This is a genomic window from Acidovorax sp. SUPP950 (assembly GCF_030158935.1).
In the GTDB taxonomy this organism is placed as follows: domain Bacteria; phylum Pseudomonadota; class Gammaproteobacteria; order Burkholderiales; family Burkholderiaceae_C; genus Paracidovorax.
The window spans coordinates 113,297-130,228 of sequence record NZ_BQXE01000006.1; the positions used below are offsets into that span (position 1 = coordinate 113,297).

18 protein-coding genes and 1 riboswitch are annotated in these 16,932 nt (G+C 70.2%); of the genes, 8 read left to right on the forward strand and 10 right to left on the reverse strand.

The window, feature by feature from the left end:
* Window positions 1-79 precede the first annotated feature (79 nt).
* Together AVME950_RS20315 and AVME950_RS20320 are read left to right on the forward strand one after the other, a co-directional pair.
* Window positions 80-781 carry a superoxide dismutase family protein gene (locus AVME950_RS20315; protein WP_284431186.1) on the forward strand — a complete coding sequence of 234 codons (702 nt, stop codon included), beginning with the start codon at window positions 80-82 and terminating at the stop codon, window positions 779-781.
* Window positions 781-2,880, forward strand: coding sequence for a TonB-dependent receptor family protein (locus AVME950_RS20320; RefSeq protein ID WP_502869432.1), 2,100 nt, complete (start codon window positions 781-783; stop codon window positions 2,878-2,880). Before AVME950_RS20315 ends, AVME950_RS20320 begins: the two co-directional genes overlap by 1 nt.
* Window positions 2,881-2,913: 33 nt before the next feature.
* Here AVME950_RS20320 and AVME950_RS20325 read toward each other — a convergent pair whose 3' ends face one another.
* From AVME950_RS20325 to xopAJ, 3 genes are all read right to left on the reverse strand, one after another.
* Window positions 2,914-3,759 (reverse strand): fumarylacetoacetate hydrolase family protein, encoded by an 846-nt coding sequence (locus tag AVME950_RS20325; RefSeq protein WP_284414394.1) that lies wholly within the window; start codon window positions 3,757-3,759, stop codon window positions 2,914-2,916.
* A gap of 63 nt (window positions 3,760-3,822) precedes the next feature.
* A complete protein-coding gene (locus tag AVME950_RS20330) occupies window positions 3,823-4,119 on the reverse strand; it encodes a hypothetical protein (protein WP_284431188.1) in 297 nt (98 codons plus the stop codon).
* Between the two features lie 2 nt (window positions 4,120-4,121).
* On the reverse strand, window positions 4,122-5,099 hold the full coding sequence (xopAJ, locus tag AVME950_RS20335; protein ID WP_284431257.1) for a XopAJ/AvrRxo1 family type III secretion system effector zeta toxin: 978 nt from the start codon (window positions 5,097-5,099) through the stop codon (window positions 4,122-4,124).
* Window positions 5,100-5,564: 465 nt separating this feature from the next.
* Between xopAJ and AVME950_RS20340 the strand changes: the two genes are divergently transcribed.
* From AVME950_RS20340 to AVME950_RS20350, 3 genes are all read left to right on the forward strand, one after another.
* Window positions 5,565-6,173 (forward strand): chromate transporter, encoded by a 609-nt coding sequence (locus AVME950_RS20340; RefSeq protein ID WP_284431189.1) that lies wholly within the window; start codon window positions 5,565-5,567, stop codon window positions 6,171-6,173.
* A complete protein-coding gene (locus AVME950_RS20345; protein WP_284431190.1) occupies window positions 6,170-6,769 on the forward strand; it encodes a chromate transporter in 600 nt (199 codons plus the stop codon). Before AVME950_RS20340 ends, AVME950_RS20345 begins: the two co-directional genes overlap by 4 nt.
* Before the next feature lie 217 nt (window positions 6,770-6,986).
* Window positions 6,987-7,946: an aldo/keto reductase gene (locus AVME950_RS20350; protein ID WP_284431191.1), complete on the forward strand. Its 960-nt coding sequence runs from the start codon at window positions 6,987-6,989 to the stop codon at window positions 7,944-7,946.
* Between the two features lie 24 nt (window positions 7,947-7,970).
* Here the strand turns inward: AVME950_RS20350 and ribB are convergent, their stop codons facing one another.
* The 4 genes from ribB to AVME950_RS20370 form a co-directional block, all read right to left on the reverse strand.
* Complete coding sequence (gene ribB / locus AVME950_RS20355) at window positions 7,971-8,681, reverse strand: 3,4-dihydroxy-2-butanone-4-phosphate synthase (protein ID WP_284431192.1); 711 nt, start codon at window positions 8,679-8,681, stop codon at window positions 7,971-7,973.
* Between the two features lie 153 nt (window positions 8,682-8,834).
* Window positions 8,835-9,041: riboswitch (FMN riboswitch) on the reverse strand.
* Window positions 9,042-9,044: 3 nt separating this feature from the next.
* Window positions 9,045-9,857, reverse strand: a complete 813-nt coding sequence (locus tag AVME950_RS20360; protein WP_284431193.1) for an SIR2 family NAD-dependent protein deacylase — start codon at window positions 9,855-9,857, stop codon at window positions 9,045-9,047.
* 16 nt (window positions 9,858-9,873) lie between these two features.
* The gene (rlmB, locus tag AVME950_RS20365) at window positions 9,874-10,623 is read right to left on the reverse strand and encodes a 23S rRNA (guanosine(2251)-2'-O)-methyltransferase RlmB (RefSeq protein ID WP_272552603.1); all 750 of its coding nucleotides are present in this window, start codon (window positions 10,621-10,623) and stop codon (window positions 9,874-9,876) included.
* A 113-nt stretch (window positions 10,624-10,736) separates the two neighbouring features.
* Window positions 10,737-11,432 carry an ABC transporter ATP-binding protein gene (locus AVME950_RS20370; protein WP_272569367.1) on the reverse strand — a complete coding sequence of 232 codons (696 nt, stop codon included), beginning with the start codon at window positions 11,430-11,432 and terminating at the stop codon, window positions 10,737-10,739.
* 30 nt (window positions 11,433-11,462) lie between these two features.
* On the opposite strand from AVME950_RS20370, the gene AVME950_RS20375 reads away from it, so the two are divergent.
* The gene (locus AVME950_RS20375; RefSeq protein ID WP_284431194.1) at window positions 11,463-12,107 is read left to right on the forward strand and encodes an arylesterase; all 645 of its coding nucleotides are present in this window, start codon (window positions 11,463-11,465) and stop codon (window positions 12,105-12,107) included.
* 83 nt (window positions 12,108-12,190) lie between these two features.
* Here the strand turns inward: AVME950_RS20375 and AVME950_RS20380 are convergent, their stop codons facing one another.
* The 3 genes from AVME950_RS20380 to AVME950_RS20390 form a co-directional block, all read right to left on the reverse strand.
* A complete protein-coding gene (locus AVME950_RS20380; protein WP_284399897.1) occupies window positions 12,191-12,367 on the reverse strand; it encodes a hypothetical protein in 177 nt (58 codons plus the stop codon).
* A gap of 109 nt (window positions 12,368-12,476) precedes the next feature.
* Complete coding sequence (locus tag AVME950_RS20385; protein WP_284431195.1) at window positions 12,477-13,700, reverse strand: PLP-dependent transferase; 1,224 nt, start codon at window positions 13,698-13,700, stop codon at window positions 12,477-12,479.
* 103 nt (window positions 13,701-13,803) lie between these two features.
* On the reverse strand, window positions 13,804-14,265 hold the full coding sequence (locus tag AVME950_RS20390; protein ID WP_284431196.1) for a BON domain-containing protein: 462 nt from the start codon (window positions 14,263-14,265) through the stop codon (window positions 13,804-13,806).
* A 149-nt stretch (window positions 14,266-14,414) separates the two neighbouring features.
* Between AVME950_RS20390 and AVME950_RS20395 the strand changes: the two genes are divergently transcribed.
* Window positions 14,415-16,085 (forward strand): SulP family inorganic anion transporter, encoded by a 1,671-nt coding sequence (locus tag AVME950_RS20395; protein ID WP_284431197.1) that lies wholly within the window; start codon window positions 14,415-14,417, stop codon window positions 16,083-16,085.
* Window positions 16,086-16,140: 55 nt separating this feature from the next.
* Entirely contained in the window at window positions 16,141-16,923 is a 783-nt protein-coding gene (locus tag AVME950_RS20400; RefSeq protein ID WP_372588176.1) for a GGDEF domain-containing protein, read from the forward strand.
* The last annotated feature ends 9 nt before the right edge of the window (window positions 16,924-16,932 follow it).

A 16,932-nucleotide genomic window follows, 5' to 3' on the forward strand; every position in this document is an offset into this window, starting at 1 on the left:
CATCACACGACACCCGTCCCTGCCGCTTCCTTCACCATTCTTTTCGTCGATCCCGACGCACCCTTCCCAGGAGAATTCCATGGCCCCTCTTCCTTCCAGCCCATCCCGCGCTTCATTCCAACGCCGCGGCACCCTCGCTGCCAGCACCGCCGCCGTGGCGGCCGCCCTGTTCCTGGCGGGCTGCGCCGGCAGCGCCTCGGACAACTCCCGCTCCGCCGTCGCCAAGACCCCCGTGCCGGGCCTCGAACGCGCCACCGCCACCGCACGCCTGGTCACGCCTGAAGGCGCGCCGGCCGGCAATGCCGTCCTGACCGAAACCGCCGCGGGCGTGGAGGTGGCCATCCAGGTGCAGGGCCTGTCGCCGGGCAAGCACGGCTTTCACATCCATGCCAATGGCGCCTGTTCGCCGGGACCGGACGCCACCACCGGCCAGACCATCGCGTTCGGCGGTGCCGGCGGCCACTTCGACCCCGGCATGGCCAAGAAGCACGGCCATCCCGGCCAGCCCTCGCACGAGGCCCACGCGGGCGAACTGCCCAACATCACCGTGGGCGACGACGGCCGGGGCAGCGTGCGTTTCGTGAACGCCAACGTCTCGCTCACGCCGGGCAAGACCTCGGTGGTGGGCCGCTCGCTGGTCGTGCACGAAAAGGAAGACGACTACACCACCAACCCTGCCGGCAATTCCGGCGGCCGGCTGCTGTGCGGCCTGATCCAGCCCGCACCGGCCAGCACCGTGGTGGGCGACAAGGCCGCAGTTCCCTCCCTGCTGGTCCGTTGATGCGCCGCGCGCGGCGCGCGGTGCCCCAGGCCGCTTTGTGGTGCTGCGCGCTGGCATCTGCCGGGTTCGCACGGGCCCAAAACCTTCCTCCGCAGGACCCGCCAACGGCCACGCTCCCGGCCGTGCAGGTGCCTGGACAGGCCGAGGCGCAGCGCCGCTTCGATGCCGCGGCCAGCCACACCAGCGTGGCGGTCGATGCGTTTTCCACCCCCAGCCCGCTGGTGAACCTGTCCGAGTTGCTCGCGGCCCAGGCGGGCGTGGTGGCGCTGGACCGGCAGAACTACGCGCAGGACCTGCAGATCGCAGTGCGAGGCTTCGGTGCGCGCTCCACCTTTGGCGTGCGCGGGGTGCGCATCCTGGTGGACGGCATTCCGGCCACCATGCCGGACGGCCAGGGCCAGGCGGCCACGGCGCAACTGCAGTCGGCCTCACAGGTCGAGGTGCTGCGCGGGCCGCTGGCCCAGCTCTACGGCAACGCGGCGGGCGGCGTGCTGCAGGTCACCACCCGGGAGCCGCGCGAAGGCGGCGGTGCCGGCGCGTCGGTGGCGGCGGGCTCGTTCGGGCAGCGGCTGGTGGATGCCTCGCTCGACTTCGGCGACCGCACGCTCGGCGGGCTGGTGGATGTGTCGCACTTCGAGACCGACGGCGCGCGTGACCACAGCGCGGCGCGGCGCACGCACCTCAACGGCAAGCTGGTGGCCCGGCCCGATGCCGACACCCGGATCACCGCGTTGCTCAATCTCTACGACCAGCCCCTGGCGCAGGACCCGCTGGGCCTGACCCGGGCGCAGTTCGAGGCCGATCCGCGCCAGGCACCGGCCGTAGCGACGGACTTCGGCACGCGCAAATCCGTGGCGCAAAACCAGTTCGGCGTGGTGCTGGAGCGGCAACTCGGCGCGGCCGACAGCGTTCGGGTGCGCGCCTATGGCGGCATGCGCACGCTCACGCAATTCCTGTCGTTCAGCGGCGCCGCGGCCAGCAGCGCAGGCGGCGTCGTGGACCTGGACCGCGACTACTACGGCCTGGGCATGGCCTGGACGCACACCGTGCGGCGCGCCTCCGGCCTGCCCCTGACCTGGACGCTGGGGCTGGACGCCGACCGCCTGTCCGAGCACCGCCAGGGCCGGGTCAACAGCAACGGCACGCCCGGCGCGCTGCGGCGCGACGAGCAGGACCGCGCGGGCAACACCGATTGGTTCGCCCAGGTGGACGCCTGGCTCACACCCACCTGGCGCGCCATGGCCGGAGTGCGCGCCAGCCGCGTACGCACGAGCGTCAACGACCGCTTCATCACCGCCGGGAACCCCGACGACAGCGGCCAGCGCACCTGGCGCCAGACCAGTCCCGTGCTGGGCCTGGTATGGAGTGCCACCGACCAGCTCAACCTGTACGCCAACATCGGCCGCGGCTTCGAGACGCCCACCCTGGCCGAGATGGCCTACAGCACCGGCAACACCGGCCCCAACTACGGCCTGAACGCCTCGCGCAGCCGGCAGATGGAGGTCGGGGCCAAGTGGCAGGGAACGGTGCACCGCATCGACGCGGCCTGGTTCGACGCGCAAAGCCGGGACGAGATCGTGCCGGCGGCCACCGTGAACGGGCGCACTGTGTACCAGAACGCCGACCGGGTGCGCCGGCGCGGGCTGGAGCTGGCCTGGAGCGCCCAGTCCGGCGCCTTCAAGCCGCGCGTGGCCTACACGTACCTCGATGCGTTCTTCGACAGTCCCTACGCCGTGGCGGGCGGCGCCACCGTGCCCTCGGGCAACCGGCTGCCGGGCACCGCGCGCCAGACCGTGCAACTGGCGCTGGACCACGCCCTGTCGCCGGCATGGCAATGGGGCGCGACGCTGGACGTGTCCGGCAAGGTGTACGCCAACGATGTGAACACCGAGGCCGCCGCCGGATTCGCCGTGGCGGGCCTGCGGGCGGGCTATGCCTTTCGCACCGGGGACACGCGCTGGCAGGCCTGGGCGCGGCTGGACAACCTGTTCGACCGCCGCTACACGGGCTCGCTCATCGTGAACGACGGCAACGGGCGCTTCTTCGAGCCCGCGGCGGGACGGCGCATCATGGTAGGGCTGCGCGCGCAGTTCCTGTAGCCGCCCTGCCCGGGGCGCAGGGCCCGGATCGGCTCAGCCGCCCTCGCACACCAGGCGCTGCTCGCCCAGGCCCGTGGCCCCCAGCCGCATCACGTCGCCCGGCCGCAGAAAGCGCGGCGCCGGCTTCTTGCCCAGTCCCACGCCCGCCGGCGTGCCGGTGAGCACGATGTCGCCCGGCTCCAGCGTCATGAACTGGCTGATGTACGACAGCACCCGGGGCACTCCGAAGATGAAATTGCGCGTGTTCCCGTCCTGCATGCGCTCGCCGTTCACCTCCAGCCACAGGCCGATGGCGTGCGGGTCGGGCACCTCGTCGGCCGTGACCAGCCAGGGTCCGATGGGCGCGAACGTGTCGTAGGCCTTGCCTTTGTCCCACTGACCGCCGCGCTCCATCTGGTAGCTGCGCTCGGATACGTCGTTGGCCAGCACGTAGCCCGCCACATGCTGCAGCGCTGCGTCTTCGGCCACATGCTGCGCGCGCGTGCCGATCACGATGCCCAGCTCCACCTCCCAGTCGGCCTTCAGCGCGCCGGGCGGGATGCGCACCGGGTCCGTGGGCCCACTCAGCGCGGTGGTGGCTTTCATGAACAGCACGGGCTCGGCCGGCGCGGCCAGGCCCGCTTCGGCCGCATGGTCGGCATAGTTGAGCCCCACGCACACGATCTTGCCCACGCCCGCCACCGGGCAGCCCAGGCGTTCCGATTCGGGCACGACGGGCAGGCGCGACGTGTCCAGCGCCGCGAGGGCGGCCAGGGTGCGGGGCGACAGCTGGGCGGGGCCGATGTCGGGCAGCAGCATGGACAGGTCCCGGACAATGCCTTGCGCATCGACGAGCCCGGCGCGCTCCGCGCCCGGCTGGCCATATCGGATCAGTTTCAAAGTGTCTCCTACCGGTGGAAGATTCCAGACGCGGAAGCGGGCGACGGGCGCCCGTCCGAAGCATCACGACCAGTAGTCGATCTCGTCCAGGCTGCGGGCAAATGCCTGCAGGTCAGACACCTGCGGATACTCCACGTAGTACAGGTACTCGTAGCCCACCGCCTGCTGCGCGAGATCGATCCAGCGGCCGCGCTGCGTCGTATCGTAAAGCGTCTGGAGCTTCCCGAGGTCGAAGGCCTCCTTGCCGCTCGATGCGGCCTGCGCCTTGGCGGCCTGCAGCCGCGCCGTTCGCTGCTGCTGCGCGCGTTCCCTGAGTTGCCGATGAAAAGCCAGGGCGGCTTCGCCTTTGAGTTGGGTCATCTTCAATCTTGTCCATTCAGCGTGCAGTGGATTCCCAGCGCCTGGGACCACGACAGGCCGGCATATTTCTGCAAGGCTTCGCGAGCGGTCTCGGCGATGGCGGCGGGCATGGCGTGCGTCAGCTGCCTGATCGTCCCGTCGTCGATCACCTGTTCGCCCATGTCGCTGGCGGGCAAGTCGGAGAGCGCCACGATCTCGGCGTATTGGTCCGCGTCGTGGATCGTCAGCTCCCCGTTCGCAACGGTCGCGACAGGCGCCTTCTCTCCCGTCGCCAACGTGCCCATCAGGTGGTAGGTGCCGATCTGCGGCTTCGCCAGGAACTGGTCGATGACGTCCAGGCGATTGCCGCGAACGGCGGAGTAGCCGGCGACGACGGCGGCATAGGGGGGACGCGGATCGTCCCCGTCGGGCTTGCGTTGCAGGACACCCAGCAGCGAACGCTCCAGAGGGGTGTCGATGTCGTACATCTCGACCTGGCGGCCGGTGTGCTCGGACAGTGCGATGTAGCTGGCGACTTCGTGCGCTCCGCCCAGCCGTTTGTCGACCAGCATGCTGGCCGGCTTTCCGCTCGCGGTCTTCCTTGTGGCGATCTGGCGTTCCAGCCGGTCGGCGAGCACGCACGACTCCGCGTGCACATTGGCCGGTGTCAGTCGGGGCTGGCCGTGCGCCTTCCTGAGCCGCGGTTTGAACGCGTCCGGATTGATGCTGCCCCCGCCGCTTTCCTGCAGGGCGTCGGCCAGGGCCGGCACGGCCGATCGGGCCAGCCGGGTCTTTCCGGCAGCCGTATTGCCGCGCAAGGCGAACAGTGTCGGATCGCAGCCCGACCGCTCCACGCATTCCGCGAAGACAGAGGCCTTGCGAAAGGAGTCATCGATCAGCGCATCGTGCAGCTTGCGGCGCTCGGGCTGCCAGTGGGCCGGATCGGCCAGGTAGTCCCATCGCCCGGGCCCGACGGGCGGCAGCGTGCCGACCGCGAACATCTCCACGGAGCCGTTGGCGTATGCGCCATTGAAGGCCGCGGAATGGGTGGTTCGCCTGGCAGACAGGCTTCGCAGTGCCGAGGCCGCGGAACGGACCGGGGACAGGGCCCCGTGGCCTGCGCTGCGAGGGGCTGCCTTCAATTCAGGGGAGCCGCTCTGCGATTTCAGCGTGGAGCCCGCCGGCAGCGGGGGCCCCGATGTCAGTCTGGCGAGGGGATGGCGCGGCACGCGCGCCCGAGCGGCAAGGCGATGAATCATAGGCCCGGCAAGTTAGCGGCAGCCACTCGGCGGCGCCATCCCACGCGCGAAGATCAGGCAGGTTCCGCGAACCCCTGCCCGCCCCCCAGCGCGGGGCCAGGGTGCCACACCAAACTTCGCTCATCGCCAGGGCGGACATCCGCCACGCGCCGTAATATCGGCCCGAACCACCACCCGCTCCCGGCTCCTTTCCGCCCCGAATCCGCCATGCCCCGTTCACACGCCCCCCCGGCCCCCTCCACGCTGCCGCCTGCAGCGGCCGACCGGCCCCGCCCGGCCCATCTGGCCGACCTGTTCTGGTCGTTCACCCTCCTGGCGCTGCAGGGCTTCGGCGGCGTGCTGGCCGTGGTGCAGCGCGAGCTGGTGGACCGCAAGGGGTGGCTCACCAATGAGGAATTTCTCGAAGACTGGGCCGTGGCGCAGATCCTGCCGGGGCCCAACGTGGTCAACCTCGCCGTGGTGGTCGGCGATCGCTATTTCGGACTGCGTGGCGCCCTGGTGGCACTGGCGGGCATGCTGCTGTTTCCCTTGCTGCTGGTGCTGGCGCTGGCCGTGGTGTATGCGCAGTTTTCCGGCCACCCCGCCGTGAGTGGCGCCTTGCGCGGCATGGGAGCGGTGGCGGCTGGCCTGGTCGGCGGCGTGGCGCTGCGGATGGCGGGGGCCTTGCGCACGCACCCGCTGGGCCCGGTGGCCGGGTGGGCCTTCGTGGCCGCGACCTTCGGCACCATGGCGCTGCTGCGCTGGCCGCTGGCCTGGGTGCTGCCCGTGGTGGGCGGCGCGGCATGCGCTGTGACCTGGCGGAAGATCGCCCCATGACGCCGGCCCCCATGCTCGCCCTGCAGCCGGTGGACTGGCTGAACCTGTTCCTCTACTACGCCTCCATCTCGCTGCTGGCAGTGGGTGGGGCCATTGCCGCCGCGCCCGACATGCACCGGTTCCTGGTGGAACGGCAGGGCTGGATCACCGACGTGCAGTTCAACGCCTCGGTCGCCATCGCCCAGGCCGCGCCGGGCCCCAACGTGCTCTTCGTCGGCCTGCTGGGCTGGAACGTGGGCCTGAACGCCGGCGGGCCGGGCGCGGCGGGCTGGGCCGCGGCCACGCTGGGCATGGCACTGAGCCTGGTGGGCATCATGCTGCCCAGCACGGTGCTGACCTGGCTGGCCACGCGCTGGGGCCACCGCAACAGGCACCGGCGCAGCGTGCGCGCCTTCAAGCAGGGGCTGGCGCCCGTGGTGATCGGCCTGCTGCTGGCCACCGCCTGGCTGCTGGGCAGCGTGCACCATGGCGCCGGCACCGACCTGCGCCTGTGGCTGCTGAGTGGCGCGTGCGCGCTGGTGGTATGGCGCACCCGGCTTCACCTGCTGTGGCTGCTGGCGGCGGGTGCGGTGCTGGGGGCGCTGGGCGTGGTATGACCAGGCGCGCCCGTGGATTTAACAGTCCGTGCTGACTCCAGGGGCGTGAAGATTCAGCGGTCGTCTTACCGCGCCGGGTGGCGTATGCCGCAACAATGGCTTTGGCACCTTTGCCGTCGGCGTTGGCCGGGCCTCCCCGGGCCTGCTGCCGCACCCCGTTTTCTTCGTGGCCCGATTCGCAACGGGCCTGTCTTTTCCGCAATCCAAGGAGTCCCCCATGCAATTTCGCCCCCTCGGCCGTTCGGGCCTGCAGGTTTCGCCACTGTGCTTCGGCGGCAACGTGTTCGGCTGGACGGTGGACGAGCCCACCACGTTCTCGCTGCTTGATGCCTGGGTGGACGCGGGTTTCAATTTCATCGACACCGCCGACGTGTACTCGCGCTGGGCGCCAGGGCACATGGGCGGCGAGTCCGAAGCCATGATCGGCCAGTGGCTCAAGCGCAGCGGCAAGCGCGACCGCATCGTGCTGGCCACCAAGGTGGGCAAGGACATGGGCGGTGGCAAGGTGGGTCTGGGCGGCGACTACATCCGCCGCGCGGTGGACGACTCGCTGCGTCGCCTGCACACCGATGTGATCGACCTCTATCAGTCTCACGATGACGATGCCGGTACCCCGCTGGAGGAAACCCTGGGCACCTACGCCGACCTGATCCGCGAAGGCAAGGTGCGCGCGATCGGCGCCTCCAACCATTCCGCGAAGCGCCTGGCCGAGGCCCTGGACACCAGCGAGCGCCTGGGCGTGCCGCGCTACGAAAGCCTGCAGCCGCTGTACAACCTGTACGACCGCGACGTGTTCGAGAAAGAGCTGCGCCCCCTGTGCCTGGAAAAGGGCGTGGGCGTGATCAACTTCTACGCGCTGGCCGCCGGCTTCCTGACCGGCAAGTACCGCAGCGCGGCGGACGTGGACAAAAGCCCGCGCGGCGCCAAGGTGGTGCAGACCTACCTGAACGACCGGGGCCTGCGCATCCTGGCCGAACTCGACCAGGTGGCCGAGCGCTATGAGGTCACCCCCGGCCAGGTGGCGATCGCGTGGCAGATGGCGCAGCCCGGCATCACCGCGCCCATCGCCAGTGCATCGTCGCTGGAGCAACTGCAGGAACTGGTGCAGGCCGCCAGTCTGAAGCTGGATGCGGATGCGCTCGAATCGCTGAGCCAGGCCAGCGCCGAAGCGGCCTGAGGACCCTGAAGGCCATCAAGCGGGTTAGCCGACCGCCGCCTGGGCGGCGGGCACTCTGCCGCCGCCCTGCCCGCCTTCTTCCGCCAAGGCCTGCAATCCCTGCCGATGCGCCACCAGCGCCTGCACGGTCGTGCACAGCAGACCGTGGGCCTGGGCGAACCGCGCCACGTCCGCACCGCGGGCCATGCTGCCGTCCGGATTCATCAGCTCGCACAGCACCCCGGCGGGTGCGCGGCCGGCCAGGCGCGCCAGGTCCACGGCCGACTCGGTGTGGCCGGTGCGCTCCAGCACCCCGCCCGGGCGTGCCACCAGCGGAAAGACATGGCCGGGGCTGACGATCTGCGGGGCACCGCCGGGCGCCGGTACCTGCAGGGCGCAGCGGATCGTCTGCACCCGGTCGGCCGCCGACACGCCCGTGCTCACGCCATGGGCCGCCTCGATGGACTGGGTGAAGGCGGTGGCGAACGAGGACCGGTTGACCTCCACCATCGGCCGCAGGCCCAAGGCGCCCGCATGACCGGGCGTGAGGCACAGGCAGACGATGCCGCTGCCCTCGCGGATCATCAGGGCCATGGTGGCCTCGGTGAGGTTGTCGGCCGCGCAGACGAGGTCGGCCTCGTTCTCGCGGTCGGCATCGTCCATGACGAGCACGGGACGGCCCGCGGCAATGGCGGCGATGACCTCGGGCATGGGCGCCAGCTGCACGCCGTGATCGACGGCCAAGGCCACAGGCATGGAAGGGGAAGAGGAAAAGGAAGAAAAAACGGAAACGGCGGTGTTCATGAAACGCTCCTGGAAGGTGAGGAAACGCCTCAAGGCATGCAAGAAGCACCGGCGCACGCCCGAGTGGCAGGCGCGCGCAGGCACCAGGGCGCGCATGGCTGCGCGCCCCATCTTCTTTCATCCGGACTGTGACCGTCGGCCCCAGACTGGACGGGCCAGGAACCGTGTTCCTTGGAGCCGCGTCGCACTGGGTCTGCTGACCTCCGCCCATCCCGAAGGACGCATGCGGAGCGCTCGCGGGCTCGCGGCGCGGGGAGACCTCCCGCACCGCCTACCGCCGGTGGGGAATTCCACCCCGCCCTGAAGACCGTGCGATTATCGCGGCGCTGCCGCCGGTGGCGTGTCGCCTGCCGGGCGATCCCGGCCCAGCAGCAGGGGCAAGACTTCGGCCGACGGACCGCGCAGCACCGCATGGGCCGTGCCGTCGAGTTCGCTTGGCGCCGGGTTGACGATGACCACGCGCGCCCCGATGCGCCGGGCCATGTGGGCGAGGCCGGCCGCGGGATACACGGCGCCGGCCGTGCCCACGACCAGCATCAGGTCGCAGGCGCTGACCGCCTCCTGCGCCTGACCGAGGATGTCCAGCGGCAACGACTCGCCGAACCACACCACGGCCGGGCGAACGAGATTGCCGCAGGTGGCGCAGCGCGGTGGTGCGCCGGCTTCGGCGTGGGCCATGTCGCAGCAGCCGCGCGGATCGTCCAGCCAGCGGTTACCGCGCAGCTCGCCATGCAGGCACAGCACGCCCTCGCTGCCGGCCATCTGGTGCAGGCCATCCACGTTCTGCGTGACCAGCGTGAGGCGGCCGGGATGGCGCCGGGCAAAGTCCGCCAGCGCCCGGTGGCCCGCATTGGGCTGCACGCCCTGCAGCAGCGCGCGGCGGTGCTCGTACCACGCCCAGACACCCGCGGGATCGGCGCGAAAGCCGGGCTCGCTAGCCATGTCTTCGGGGCGCACGTGCGCCCACAGTCCGGTCTGCGCATCGCGGAACGTGGGCACGCCGGACTCGGCGCTCACGCCCGCGCCGGTCAGCACCACGATGCGCTGCGCGGCGTCGACCCAGGCGATGGCGGTGTTCAGGTCGCCCGAGCCGCTCCACGCGACTTCGAGGGCTGGCACGCGCGGCATGGCGAAAAGACCGGGTTCAGACGGTGCGCTGGCGCAGGGCCTCGTACAGGCACACGCCGCTGGCCACCGACACGTTCAGGCTCTCCACCGCGCCCTTCATGGGGATGGAGACCAGCTCGTCGCAGGTCTTGCGCGTGAGCTGGCGCATGCCGTCGCCCTCCGCGCCCAGCACCAGGGCCACGGGGCCTTTCAGGTCCACCTGGTAGATGGTCTTGGGCGCATCGTCGCTGGTGCCGATGCACCAGATGTTGCGTTCCTTGAGCTCGTTCAGGGTGCGCGCGAGGTTGGTCACCATGAAATACGGCACCGTCTCTGCGGCACCGCTGGCCACCTTGGCCACCGTGGCGTTCAGGCCCACCGCATGGTCCTTGGGCGCGATCACGGCCTGCGCGCCGGCACCGTCGGCCACCCGCAGGCAGGCGCCCAGGTTGTGCGGATCGGTCACGCCGTCCAGCACCAGCAGCAGGGGCTGGGCGACGCCAGAGGCTTCCAGGTCTTCGAGCAGCTCGTCGAGCGAGGTGGCCAGGGCCACCGGCTCCACCCGCGCCGCCACGCCCTGGTGGCCCTGGCTGCCTGCCAGCTTGGCGATGCGCGCGCTATCGGCTTCGATGAGGCGCGCGCCGGCGGCGTTGGCGCGGTCGAGGAACTGGCGCATGCGGGCATCGCGCCGCGTGGCCTCGTAGTAGATCTCGATGATGGATTGCGGCGCGGTCTTCAGGCGCACGCCGACGGCGTGGAAGCCGAAGAGGACTTTGGGGCTGGACATGCGGGGATTATCCGCGCCACAGGCCGAGCGCCCGATTGCTATTTATTTGATAGCAACCAAGGCATGCAATATCCCGGCACAGGGCACAAACGGCCCAAAGTCCCATGGAAGCCTCAGGCCTCGGACACGCGCCCCGCGTCGATGGTGATGCGCCGCTCGCACTGCGCGGCGATGCCCCGGTCGTGCGTGACGAGCACGAGCGTGGTGCCCTGCTCGCGGTTCAACTCGAACATCAGCCGCATGATGGTCTCACCCGTGGCGAAGTCCAGGCTGCCGGTGGGCTCGTCGGCCAGCAGCACGGCCGGCTCGACCACGAAGGCCCGCGCCAGCGCCACGCGCTGCTGCTCGCCGCCCGACAGCACCTTGGGGTAGTGAGACAGGCGCTGGCCCAGCCCCACGCGCCCCAGCATGTCGGCTGCGAGCTTGCGTGCGTCGCGGCGGTCGGCCAGCTCCAGCGGCAGCATGACGTTCTCCAGCGCGGTCAGGTTGCCCATGAGCTGGAAGCTCTGGAACACGAAGCCCACCTTCTGCGCGCGCAGCGCGGCGCGGGCATCTTCGTCGATGGCGAACAGGTCCTGCCCATCCAGGCGCACGGTGCCGCGGGTGGGCGTATCGAGCCCCGCGATGATTGACAGCAGCGTGCTCTTGCCCGAGCCCGAGGCGCCCACGATGGCCGCGGTTTCCCTCGCAGCCAGCCGGAAATCGATATCCCGCAGAATGTCGAGGGTGCCGGTCGAGTCCGTCACCGACTTGTGCACGTGCTCCACGGCGATGATGGGGTGGGTGGGCAAGGAAGGAGTTTCCGACATGAAAGGTGCTTTGCTGTGAATCGAAATCTGTTGTACCGGCGTCACTTTATCGCGGCCCTGGCGGCCGGCGCGGCCGCAGGGCTTTGTGCCCCTGCTGCGCTGGCCGCTGCGGCGGCCAGGCCGGTCATCCTGGTGGTGGGCGATTCGCTGAGCGCCGAGTACGGACTGGCCCGCGGCACGGGCTGGGTGGCGCTGCTGGAAAAGAAGCTGGCCGAAGAGAAGATCGACGCCACGGTCGTGAACGCCAGCGTGAGCGGCGACACCACCTCGGGGGGCCGCTCCCGCCTGCCGGCCCTGCTGACCCAGCACCGGCCCAGCCACGTCGTGATCGAGCTGGGCGGCAACGACGCCTTGCGCGGGTTGCCGCTGCAGAACACCGCCGACAACCTGAAGGCCATGGCCCAGGCGGCCAAACAGTCGGGCGCCAAGGTCCTCATCGTGGGGATGCAGGTGCCGCCCAACTACGGCACCGATTACGCGAAACGTTTTGCCGGCACCTTCGCCAGCGTGGCCAAGGACACCCAGTCGGCGCTGGTGCCCTTCCTGCTCAAGGGCGTGGCCGATGCGGCCGACCCGACCGCCATGTTCCAGCCCGACCGCATCCACCCCAAGGCCGAGGCCCACCCGGCCATGCTGGCCAACGTGTGGCCCGAGCTGCGCAAGCTGCTGCGCTGACGGGCGGCGCCCTAGCGGGCCCGGTCGCCGGGCGAGCGCCTGGACCTGGGCCGGCGGTGCGGCTGCAGCGGGCCGTTAAGGGATCAGGCCGCAGGCGCGTTGCCGTCGGCGGGCGGTGCGCTCTGCTGGCCGTCGTCCTGCGCGGGGCCTTCCCGCGGGTCGTCCTTGCGGTGGGACTTGGCTTGCGCCTTCTCTTCCTTTTTCTTCTTCTTGGCGAGCTCGCGCTGGCGCTTTTCGTATCCGTAGTTGGGTGTTGCCAAGGTAGTACCTTCCTGAATTGAAGCGGTCAATGTAACAGCATGCCCTCAAGGCCCCGGGTCTTCCGGCCGCGGCGCCGCACCGGGCGCAGCCACCGGGCTCTTCGGGGCGTCAGGGTGCGGGAAAGGCATGCGCCAGGGCCTGGGCCAGATCGCGGCGGAGATCGGCTTCGGCCTCCAGTCCGATCGAAAAACGGACCACCGTGCCAGGAACGAGTTGCGGCGTCGGGCGGCTGCGCATGGTCGCCAGCTCGTACGGCACGACCAGGCTCATCGGTCCGCCCCAGCTGTAGCCCAGCTTGAAATATTGCAGCCGGTCGCAGAAAGCGTCCACCTGCGCCTGGGAATACCGCGCATCGATCACCACGCTGAACAGGCCCGCCGCGGCGCCGTCCCCGCCATCGGCCGCGCACAGCGCACGCCATTGGTCGTGCCCGGGCGATCCCGCCAGCGCGGGGTGCAGCACCTGGGCCACCGCGGGCTGCCCAGCCATCCAACGGGCGAGCGCGCGCGCCGCCACGTCGTGGGCGCGGTAGCGCAGTCCGATGCTGGGCAGCGAGCGCAGCACGGATTCGACGTCGTTCGCGCCCACGCCCAGCCCCAGGCGCATGTGGCACAGCTTCATGCGCAGGTGCAGGGCCTGGTCGCGCGTGACGATGCTGCCCATGAGCACGTCACCGCCGCCGCTGGGGTATTTGGTGAGCGCATGCACCGACACATCCACGCCCCACTGGCCGTCGCCCCGCAGGTCGAACGGCGCGAACGCCAAGCCCGCGCCCCAGGTGTTGTCCAGGGCGCAGACCACGCCGCGCTCGCGGCAGATGCGCACCTGCTCGATCAGGTCGGGGAACTCCAGGGTCACCGAGCCCGGCGCCTCCAGCCACACCAGCCGCGTCGCAGGCGTGATCCGGGCGGCGAGGTCGGCAGGGTCCATCGGGTCGTACAGCACGTGGCGGATGCCGTAGTGGGCCAGTTCCACCTCGGCCAGCGCCTTGTTCGGGCCGTAGGCGTTGTCGGGAATGAGCACCTCGTCGCCGGCGCGCAGCAGCGCCAGGGAGACATTGGCGATGGCGGCGAGGCCACTGGGCACCAGCAGGCATTGCTTGCCGCCCTCCAGTTCGCACAGTCGCTCTTCCAGCTGGTAGCTGGTGGGGGTGCCGTGCAGGCCGTAGGTGTAGCTGGTCTTGTCCTTCCACTCTCGGGCGCGCATGGCCGCCACATTGGGGAAGATGACCGTGGAGGCCTTGTACACCGCAGGCTGCGGCGCGGCGAAGCCCGCAGGGGGCACGTAGTCGTGGTGGACGATCCGGGTGGCGAGGTCGGCGGGTGAAGTCATGGGCGCCATGGTAGCGCCCGGCGCACCCGCCGAGGGTGGGCTGGATGCGCGCGGTGGAATGGCCGTGGCACCCGTGCCGGGTTGGCAGAAGCCGGGCCGGAGATCAGCCGGCGCTGGAGATGGTCAGCTGGTTCACCACCGAGTTCACGCCCTGCACGTTCTGGGCGATGTTCGTGGCGCGCTCGCTGGCCTGCTTGGATTTGACCGGACCGTTCAGCGTCACGATGCCGTTGCGGGTGTCCACGTCGATCTTGACGGCGCTCAGTTCCGCGTCCTGCGCCAGGCCGGCGGACACCTTGGCCGTGATGCCGGCATCGTCCATCACCGCGGCGGCGCGCTCGGCGGCCTGGCGGGTCGCATCGCCAGCCTCGTTGGCGGCGGCTTCCATCTTGCGCTGGGCGTCGGAGGCCACCTGGCCGCTCTTGGCGACGGCGGAGTCGATCTGCTGGCCCACCGTGCGGTCATCGGCCTTGTCGCAGGCGGCCAGTCCGAAAGCCAGCAGCGTGGCCGAAAGAATGCTCACCATCCGGTGGGAGGGGCTTTGGGGAGTACGGGTTTCGTTCATGGGAGGCCTCCTTGCAGGAAATGGGGGAATCTGGTGGGCACTTTAGGTTGGCGGCGCCTTGCACCCGGTGGGAAGGCGCCGAAGCTCGCGTAGGACAAGGCAGTCGAGAGGCCGCTGGCGCCCCGCTCCCGCCGCGCGACAATCGCGGGATGCGTCTGCAGTCCCTTTCCCGATGGTTTCCTTTCCTGGCCTGGCCCCGTCCGGACCGCCACCTGATGCGAGGGGAGTTCTGGGCCGGGATGACGGTCGGCCTGATGCTGGTGCCCCAGGGGGTGGCCTACGCAGCGCTGGCGGGCATGCCGGTCATCACCGGCATCTACGCGTCGCTGGTGCCCGCGCTGATCGCGGTGCTGTGGAGCTCCTCCACCCGCCTGGGCGTGGGGCCCACCGCGCTCACCAGCCTGCTGATCGGCGCCTCGCTCACCGGGCTGGCGGAGCCCGGCAGTGCGCACTGGGTGGCGCTGGCCGCCTGGATGGCGCTGCTGTCGGGCCTGCTGCAGATGCTGCTGGGGGTGGCTCGGTTCGGCTGGCTGCTCAATCTGGTCACCTCGCCCGTGCTCAACGGCTTCACCCAGGCGGCGGCTCTGCTCATCCTGGCCTCCCAGTTGCCGGACCTGCTGGGGCTGCGCACCACCTGGAACGCGCTGGCCGTGTCGCCGTCGCTGCACCATTTCGACCTGACGGCCGCGGCTTTCGGCCTGGGCAGCCTGGGGCTGCTGGTGGCCGCGCGGCGCTGGCGCGCCACGTTTCCGGCGGCCATCGTGATCGTCGGGCTGGCGGCCCTGGTCAGCTGGGCCATCGGCTATGCCGACCACGACGGCGCCGTGGTCGGCCACCTGCCCGCCGGGCTGCCCCAGCCCTACTGGCCCGGCTGGCTGTCGTGGGACGAGTTCGGCGCGCTGGTGCTGCCGGTGCTGGTGGTCACGCTGGTGAGCTTCCTGGAGACCGCCTCCAGCGCCAAAGTCGAACACCAGCAGGGCGGCACGCGCTGGAACGAAAACCAGGACCTGATCGCGCACGGCCTGGCCAAGATGAGCTCGGGGCTGTGCGGCAGCTTCGCCACGAGCGCGTCGTTCTCGCGCTCGGCGATCAACCTCTACGCGGGCGCCAAGAGCGGCTGGGCCACCCTTTTCGCCCTGGCGCTGGTGCTGGCGGTGCTGCTGTGGCTCACCCCGGCGCTGTACCACGTGCCCCATTCGGTGCTGGCGGCGGTGGTGGTGACGGCGGTGACCAGCCTCATCAAGCCCGGCACGCTGCTGCGGTTGTGGCGGGTGTCGCGGGTGGAGACGGTCATCGGCGGCGTCACCTTCGCGCTGACCCTGGCGACGGCCCCCCGCATGTACTGGGGCGTGCTGGTCGGCCTGGTGCTGAACCTGGGGCACTTTCTCTACCAGCGCCTGCACCCGCGCATCATCGAGGTGTCCCCGCACCCGGACGGCAGTCTGCGCGACCGCCACCTGTGGCTTTTGCCCCCCATCGCGCCGGGGCTCTTCGCCCTGCGGATGGATGCCGAACTGGACTTCGCGTCCGCCGCGGCCCTGGAACGCCGCATCGCCGAGCACTGGGCTGCCCATCCGGAGATTCGGCACCTGTGCCTTTTTGCGCAACCCATCAACCGCATCGACGTGACTGGCGTGGAAACCTTCGCCCGCCTGCGCACGCTGGCCGCCTCCCGCGGGGGGCAACTGCACGTGAGCGGCATCAAGCTGCCCGTGGAGCAAGTGCTGCGCCGGGCGGGACTTCTGGAGGCGGGACCGGGCCTCGCGCTCTACCGCACGGATGCGCAGGCACTGGCGGTGTTGCAACAATTAACGGAATGAGCCAGGATCGCAGGGGCCAGAAGCCACCCCCGCTGCTACACTCGGTACATACTGTTTGTTGCATTTTGTGACTGAATCTGCGACCCCTCAATTCGTGAACCTGCGCGACCTGCGCCTGACGACAGCGCATGCGTTGGTTGCACAGGCCGCGGGCTCGGAAGCTGCTTTGCCCTCCGACACGCCACTGCACTACCTGCAGGGCTTGATCGATGGCCTGTGCGAGCTGTCGCTCAAGGATCCCCTCACCGGGCTGGCCAACCGGCGCCACTTCCGCACCGTGCTGGAGCGCGAGATCGACCGCGTCACCCGCGCGGGCGAGGCGGCGCTGCTGCTCATGCTCGACATCGACAATTTCAAGCGGGTGAACGACACCTACGGCCATCTGGCCGGAGACATCGTCCTGCAGTCGGTGGCGCGCACCCTGAACGGCTGCGTGCGCCCCATGGACACCCTGGCCCGGTACGGCGGCGAAGAGTTCGCCGTGGTGCTGCCGGCCTGCCAGGCGGGCTTCGGCCGCGTGGTGGCGGAACGCATCCGCCGCGCGATCGAGCGCACGCCGGTGCGCATCTCGCCCTCCGTCGACCTCAACGTCACCGTCAGCATCGGCGGGGCTTTCGCCCTGCAGTGGATCCGCAGCACGACGCTCCTGTGGAGCGAACGTGCCGACAGCCAGCTCTATAAAGCCAAGATGGCCGGCCGCAACCGCGTCAGCATCGAAGAACAGCCGGACAGCACCGTCAGTGCCGAGGAGAAGAGCCTGCTCTTCGGCCCGCTATACACTCCGTCGGGATGGGGCGATCTGCCACCGCCCATGGATTCCACAGGCAGCGCCTATTGAAAGCCCAGA

Coding starts and splice junctions, on each gene's coding strand:
- AVME950_RS20315 (WP_284431186.1), top strand. CDS start 80: ATGGCCCCTCTTCCTTCCAGCCCATCCCGCGCTTCATTCCAACGCCGC.
- AVME950_RS20320 (WP_502869432.1), top strand. CDS start 781: ATGCGCCGCGCGCGGCGCGCGGTGCCCCAGGCCGCTTTGTGGTGCTGC.
- AVME950_RS20330 (WP_284431188.1), bottom strand. CDS start 4,119: ATGACCCAACTCAAAGGCGAAGCCGCCCTGGCTTTTCATCGGCAACTC.
- xopAJ (WP_284431257.1), bottom strand. CDS start 5,099: ATGTTCGCGGTCGGCACGCTGCCGCCCGTCGGGCCCGGGCGATGGGAC.
- AVME950_RS20340 (WP_284431189.1), top strand. CDS start 5,565: ATGCCCCGTTCACACGCCCCCCCGGCCCCCTCCACGCTGCCGCCTGCA.
- AVME950_RS20345 (WP_284431190.1), top strand. CDS start 6,170: ATGACGCCGGCCCCCATGCTCGCCCTGCAGCCGGTGGACTGGCTGAAC.
- AVME950_RS20350 (WP_284431191.1), top strand. CDS start 6,987: ATGCAATTTCGCCCCCTCGGCCGTTCGGGCCTGCAGGTTTCGCCACTG.
- ribB (WP_284431192.1), bottom strand. CDS start 8,681: ATGCCTGTGGCCTTGGCCGTCGATCACGGCGTGCAGCTGGCGCCCATG.
- AVME950_RS20360 (WP_284431193.1), bottom strand. CDS start 9,857: ATGCCGCGCGTGCCAGCCCTCGAAGTCGCGTGGAGCGGCTCGGGCGAC.
- rlmB (WP_272552603.1), bottom strand. CDS start 10,623: ATGTCCAGCCCCAAAGTCCTCTTCGGCTTCCACGCCGTCGGCGTGCGC.
- AVME950_RS20370 (WP_272569367.1), bottom strand. CDS start 11,432: ATGTCGGAAACTCCTTCCTTGCCCACCCACCCCATCATCGCCGTGGAG.
- AVME950_RS20385 (WP_284431195.1), bottom strand. CDS start 13,700: ATGACTTCACCCGCCGACCTCGCCACCCGGATCGTCCACCACGACTAC.
- AVME950_RS20390 (WP_284431196.1), bottom strand. CDS start 14,265: ATGAACGAAACCCGTACTCCCCAAAGCCCCTCCCACCGGATGGTGAGC.
- AVME950_RS20395 (WP_284431197.1), top strand. CDS start 14,415: ATGCGTCTGCAGTCCCTTTCCCGATGGTTTCCTTTCCTGGCCTGGCCC.